This is a genomic window from Citrobacter sp. Cpo091 (assembly GCF_030332645.1).
Taxonomy (GTDB): Bacteria; Pseudomonadota; Gammaproteobacteria; order Enterobacterales; family Enterobacteriaceae; genus Citrobacter; species Citrobacter portucalensis.
This window is the reverse complement of the sequence record NZ_JAOWHL010000040.1, coordinates 632,399-638,586: the sequence shown is the minus strand read 5'-3', so window position 1 is coordinate 638,586 and position 6,188 is coordinate 632,399. Positions and strand designations below refer to the sequence as shown.

Sequence of the window (6,188 nt, the reverse complement as noted above, 5' to 3'; positions counted from 1 at the left end):
GCCATAAACTGCCAGGCATTAATTTAGTGAAGAAGCCCATCCTGACGGATGGGCTTTTTTGCGTCTGTGCGGGATGAAAAGCGCCGGATGCGGCGTGCCGCCTTATCCGTCCTACAGGGGCTGGGCTGAACGTATTTTGTAGGCCTGATAAGCGCAGCACATCAGGCAACGCGGCGGTACATTGCCGGATACGGCGTAACAGCCTTAATCGACCACTGTCTCGAACTACTACACGGATCTCTCCCTCGAACATATCTGAATCCTTTCTCTGCTAATTAAAATCGTGATCTTTACCGCACAATAAGATATAACAATTATATAACATTCTATTCACTAAAAAACACACAACCATCATTGATAAATTCACGCGATCGTTGGCAGGGGTACAATTCTAATGGCTGATAGTAGTGTAACTGAGAACGGGGCGCTGGCAGACGGCGATACCCGTCGTCGTATATGGGCGATTGTCGGAGCATCATCAGGGAATCTGGTCGAATGGTTTGATTTCTATATCTATTCATTCTGCTCTCTTTATTTTGCTCATATCTTTTTTCCATCAGGAAATACCACCACACAACTCTTACAAACCGCTGGCGTTTTTGCCGCTGGCTTCTTGATGCGACCAATTGGAGGCTGGCTGTTTGGCCGTATCGCGGATAAGCACGGGCGTAAAAAGTCCATGTTGCTGTCCGTTTGTATGATGTGCATGGGATCGTTGGTGATCGCTTGTCTACCGGGATATGAAACTATCGGTACCTGGGCGCCTGCGCTATTACTGCTGGCAAGGTTATTCCAGGGGTTATCTGTCGGTGGTGAATACGGAACCAGCGCGACCTATATGAGTGAAGTCGCCGTTGAAGGTAAGAAAGGTTTTTATGCTTCATTCCAGTACGTAACGTTAATCGGCGGACAGTTACTGGCATTACTGGTTGTGGTCATATTACAGCACACGTTAGAAGACTCTGCGCTCAGAGAGTGGGGTTGGCGTATTCCATTTGCGTTGGGCGCCGTGCTGGCTATTGTTGCGCTATGGCTGCGTCGCCAACTGGATGAAACCTCGAAACAGGATGTTCGCGCGCTGAAAGAAGCGGGTTCCCTGAAAGGTCTGTGGCGTAATCGCAAAGCTTTTGTCATGGTGCTTGGTTTTACCGCCGCGGGTTCGTTGTGTTTTTACACGTTCACAACCTATATGCAGAAGTACCTGGTTAACACAGCCGGTATGCATGCCAACGTAGCCAGTGGGATTATGACGGCGGCACTGTGTGTGTTCATGCTGGTACAACCGCTGTTCGGCGCCTTGTCAGATAAAATTGGCCGGCGTACTTCAATGCTGTGTTTTGGCGCTTTGGCCGCGATTTTCACCGTTCCCATTCTGACAGCATTGCAAAGCGTAACATCCCCGTATATGGCGTTTGCTCTGGTGATGTGTGCTCTGTTAATCGTCAGTTTCTATACGTCAATTAGCGGTATTCTGAAGGCCGAAATGTTCCCGGCACAGGTGCGCGCTCTGGGGGTCGGCTTATCTTATGCGGTGGCCAATGCGCTGTTTGGCGGCTCAGCCGAATATGTCGCGTTGTCCCTGAAGTCTGTTGGTATGGAAACGACATTCTTCTGGTACGTCACTGCGCTGGCAGTAGTTGCGTTTTTAGTATCGCTAATGCTGCATGGGAAAGGGAAAGGTCTGCGCCTCTAGTAATGTGCCAGTTGCCAGACCGCATAGCCGGTAGATGCGCCTGCAACATCCCAGGCGAAGTCCTTCCAGCTCCAGCCGCTCCCAGCGGGACGGCTGTCCCATAGCTCTTTTGACGCACCCAGGCTGACTGAGAACATCAGGCCGATAGCCGCACTGCGATCGCGGCTGTTGCCCTGATGTTGGGCATATTCATTGCCGGCTGCGGCAAGCATGGCGGAGGCGATGAAGTGTTGAGCTTTGTCTTGCCCGCTCCACTGGTCGTTAGCCATATGGCTGCAGCCCGAAATGGCAAGGACACTGGTAAGAATGAACAGGCGCACCGTTACCTCCATATGAAAAACCCCGTCACTGGACGGGGTCTTGATTACAGAATACGGCTAATTAATCTGTCGATACGAATACGGCGTAGTCGACGGATGAGCTTACGCACTTTGACTGGATAGTCAGCAATGCTTTGCAAGTCGCGATAGTGCTTAACGACGGTAGTATGCGTACGGATAAGCTCCAGCTCTTTATCGCGCAGAGGGGTGAGCTCTTGCTTAGGATCGTGGATAAGGATGGCGTTTTCCAGATCCAGACGCCAGGCACGAGGGTTAAGGTTGTTGCCGGTGAGCAGCATCCATTTATCATCAACCCACATACCTTTCAGATGATAGGTATTGTCATCATCTTTCCATAAGCGCACGACCAACTGGTCGGTATTCACGTAATACTGCAATCTGCTCAAGAAACGGCGCAGATTTATTTCATACAGATAAGGCAGCGCACCGATGATCTTGAATGGCTCATCTTCCGGGATGAAAAAGTCGTTGGCGGTTTTATCACCGACAATGATTTCAACCTTTTTCCCTTCACGCAGCAGTTGAATGATATTGCGCACCAGTATGGCGGGCAGGTTGAAATAAGGGGTACAGATTGTGAGCTTGTGCTCTGCGCAGGGCATAAGATGGAAAATGGTCTTATTTAACAGACTGGATTTCCCAAGGCCAACCAGAGGCGTAACCGAAAGCTGTTCGTTATCAGCATCACCCTGAAAATGGAATGACGCATCGCGCAGTTCCTGACGGTACAGGCGGATGTCGTTTTTAATTTCAGGGCTTTTAGGACGATTAAAATCATCAAGGCGATTTACGCCGCGACCGTTCATCAGGTTTTGCGTCACCCAATCGAACATGATATCGGCCATTTGCGCGTTGCGAATCAACTGATAACGGTCATAGCGATATTTATCATGCTGATGCAGGTAAACATCGTTCAGACTGGCCCCGCTGTACAGGACGCTGTCATCAATGATAAAGCCTTTGAAATGCAGGACGCCAAGCGCTTCGCGGGTGTTAATCGGAACGCCATAGACAGGAATATCGATACCAGGGTTTTCTTGCGCCATTCGGCAATACCAGTCAGCATTGGTATTGGATGCCGCAGCACCAATACGACCGCGCTGGGCTCGGTGCCAGTCGACAAGCACCCGGACATCCAGTTCAGGACGCTGCCGTTTTGCCGCATAGAGAGCGTCAAGTATGCCTTTACCACCGTCATCCTGTTCCAGGTACAGCGCAATAATGCAGATCCGTCGCGTCGCGCTGGCTATTTTTTCCAGCAGAGTCTCCCTGAAATTAGCGGGAGCATAAAAGAAATCTACATCATCAACTGACTGAGAAATCTTGGGTAGTTGGGCAAGGTGTTGTTGATGTTTATTACGCTTAAATTTTGACAACATCACAGTGCATTTCTTCTCTGTTCATTGAAGGGTCCTCTGTGCTATGCAGACGACATAAGCGGGCAATGATACCACCAGTACCCATTAATGTGGTCAACATTTCCAGTACCTTACTCACGATTCCTCACATTGGGCCAGATTAAGCGTTAGCCCAACAATTCCCTCTTCGAGCTGGACGTCAACAACAAACCCGAGTTTTCGGGCCAGGGCGACCATCCCACGATTGTTCGGCATCGTAATACCATTCAAACGTATAAGTCCGTGATCTCGAGTATAGGCAATTAATTTTTCCATCAATCGGCGACCCAGTCCAAGCCCTTTGAGATCGGAACGAACCAGTACGGCAAACTCAGCGTCTACGTTATCAGGATCCGAGATTGCTCGCGTTACGCCGAGGATCTCTTCGTGATTATCTTTACAACGCACCGCAACAAAGGCCATTTCCCGATCGTAGTCGATCTGCGTCATATTGGCTAAATCTTCGTGGGTAAATTCGTTGATCTCACTGAAATAGCGATAATAAAGATCTTCTTTTGTCACCTGAGAAATGAACTGCTGAAGATGAGGTTCATCCTCCGGCAAAATGGGGCGGAACAGACAGCGCTCGCCGTTCTTCAACTCCACCCACTCTTCAAGCTGATGAGGGTAGGGACGTACAGCCAGTCTGCTTTCGTTATCTCCCGTGAAAGGGGCAATATCCAGCGTAACGTCCAGCGCGGTAAATTCTCCGGCCGAGGCCAGCAGCGGATGAATATCCAGACGCTGAATTTCCGGGCAATCGACGATCAGGTTGGAGACCTGCACCAGAAGTTGGCTCAACCCGGCGATATCCAAAGGGCGCAGTGCGCTGCGCGCGCGGATCTTTTTATTTTTGATCCCCTGGATCACCAGATAACGCGCCAGATTCATGTTCAATGGCGGCAATGCCACCACGGCTTGCTCTTCCGGTCGCCACTCAACACCACCTTCACCCAGCATAATCAACGGGCCAAATACCGGGTCGTGTTCAACGACAACGCGAAGCTCCTGAGCGCCGGCGCGATTCGCCATACTTTGCACTAATAAGCCGTGAATGCGTGCCTGCGGCCAGGCCATTTTTACCCGATCGAAAATTGCATTGGCGGCCTGCTGCACTTCAGTGGCTGTACGCAGGTAGAGCATCACCCCCTGAACTTCTGATTTATGCGGAATATCAGGAGAACGCAGCTTGAGCGCCACCGGGTAGCCGATTTGCTCCGCGATGTGTACGGCTTCCGCGCTGTCGCTGGCGATCCACGTTGGCAGCGTGTGTAAGCCATAAGCCTGTAAAATCGGCTGCACTTCATGGGTATCAAGCGATGTCGCTCCTTCAGCAATCGCCCGCTGTAACAGATTATGCGCTTCGGCGGTGTTGGAGGTCAGGCTGTCAGGCAGCGCAGGCGTTTCCCGCAGCTGCTTTTGGTTTCGCCGATACTCCACCATATGCATAAATGCGGTGATGGTACCTTCCGGCGTGCGGTAGGTGGGCAGTCCGGCTTCGCTAAACAGTCTGCGGGCTTCCTGAGAGGAAAACTCTCCGCACCAGTTGGTCAGCAACGAGACGAATTTTCCTCGGGGGTGATGCTTTACCGCTTCAATCAATGCCAGTGCGCTTTCGGTTCCGGGAGCGGCTGCGCTGGGTGAATGAATCACCATCAGCGCGTCGAAATCCTGGCTGGCGAGCAAAATATCCAGCGTCTTAACGTAGTGTTCGCTGCTGGCGTCATCACGCAGATCCAGCGGGTTGGCGATATCAACATGTTCAGGCAATGCATCGCGTAATTTCTGGCAGGTGTCTTCACTCAACGTCGCCAACTTGCCATTTTTTGACCACAGTTCATCTAATGCCAGTGCGGCAGGCGCGGCCCCATTGCTGATGATCATCAGCCTGTCGCCACGTAGTGGACGCATGTGGCTCAGGGTTTCGACCGCCGAAAACAGCTCGTGAGTGTCTTGCACGCGTAATAAACCGGCACGCTGAATAGCGGCATCCCACGCAGGGTCCATCCCGGCGCTGGTATGCAGTAAACGCTGCGCCGCTGGACTACGACCGCTCTTAATCACCAAAATAGGTTTATTGCGCGAGGCGCTGCGGGCGGCGGAAACAAAGCGTCGGGCATCACTTAAATGCTCGAGATACAGCAATATCGCGCTGGTTTTGCTGTCGCGCGCCAGGTAATCCAGCAGCTCATCAACGTCGATATCCAGGCTATCACCCAGCGCGATAAAGTAAGAAAAGCCCATTTCTCTCTGCTGTGCCCAGTCGAGTATGGTATTGGATACGGCAGCGGATTGAGAGATAAAAGCCAGCTTGCCGCGCTTAATCGGGACGGGGGAAAAGCTGGCGTTAAGCCCTTGCCAGGGCGCGAGAAGTCCCAGGCTGTTGGGGCCCAGCAAACGTATGTTGTAGCGTGATGCGCAGGCCAGCAGCTCTGCGTGCTGCGCCGCGGGAGCTGAGAGAATAATGCAGGTTTTACAGCCTTTCTCGCCAAGCGCTTCGAGTAACGCCAGGTTACGGCTGGCATTGGTGCACAACACGGCGAGATCCGGGCTAAAGGGCAGGCTGTTGATATTGGGCCATGCCAGTACGCCCAGCACCGCTTTCCATGCGGGCGTCACCGGTAAAACAGGCCCATTGAAACCGCCGGCAAGCAGGTTACGCATCATCAGGTAACCCGCGCGATTAGGCTTCATTGACGCCCCAATCACCGCAATGGATTTCGGTCGCAGTAGTGCTTCCAGACCACGCTGACTCAT

At 52.0% G+C, this 6,188-nt stretch carries 5 protein-coding genes; 1 reads left to right on the top strand and 4 read right to left on the bottom strand.

The genetic code is table 11. The features are described 5' to 3' along the window. Positions 1 to 253: hypothetical protein (locus OGY04_RS21895; protein ID WP_286586015.1), on the bottom strand; the 253-nt coding region annotated here is incomplete at its 3' end. 141 nt (positions 254 to 394) lie between these two features. On the opposite strand from OGY04_RS21895, the gene OGY04_RS21890 reads away from it, so the two are divergent. Further along, positions 395 to 1,693 (top strand): MFS transporter, encoded by a 1,299-nt coding sequence (locus OGY04_RS21890; RefSeq protein ID WP_008785510.1) that lies wholly within the window; start codon positions 395 to 397, stop codon positions 1,691 to 1,693. Here OGY04_RS21890 and OGY04_RS21885 read toward each other — a convergent pair. From OGY04_RS21885 to OGY04_RS21870, 3 genes are all read right to left on the bottom strand, one after another. Further along, positions 1,690 to 2,025, bottom strand: coding sequence for a YfiM family lipoprotein (locus OGY04_RS21885; RefSeq protein ID WP_008785509.1), 336 nt, complete (start codon positions 2,023 to 2,025; stop codon positions 1,690 to 1,692). The two genes, OGY04_RS21890 and OGY04_RS21885, sit on opposite strands and share 4 nt — an antisense overlap. Before the next feature lie 32 nt (positions 2,026 to 2,057). Further along, a complete protein-coding gene (pssA, locus tag OGY04_RS21880) occupies positions 2,058 to 3,413 on the bottom strand; it encodes a CDP-diacylglycerol--serine O-phosphatidyltransferase (protein WP_286586024.1) in 1,356 nt (451 codons plus the stop codon). A 114-nt stretch (positions 3,414 to 3,527) separates the two neighbouring features. Further along, a complete protein-coding gene (locus OGY04_RS21870) occupies positions 3,528 to 6,188 on the bottom strand; it encodes a bifunctional acetate--CoA ligase family protein/GNAT family N-acetyltransferase (protein WP_032944266.1) in 2,661 nt (886 codons plus the stop codon).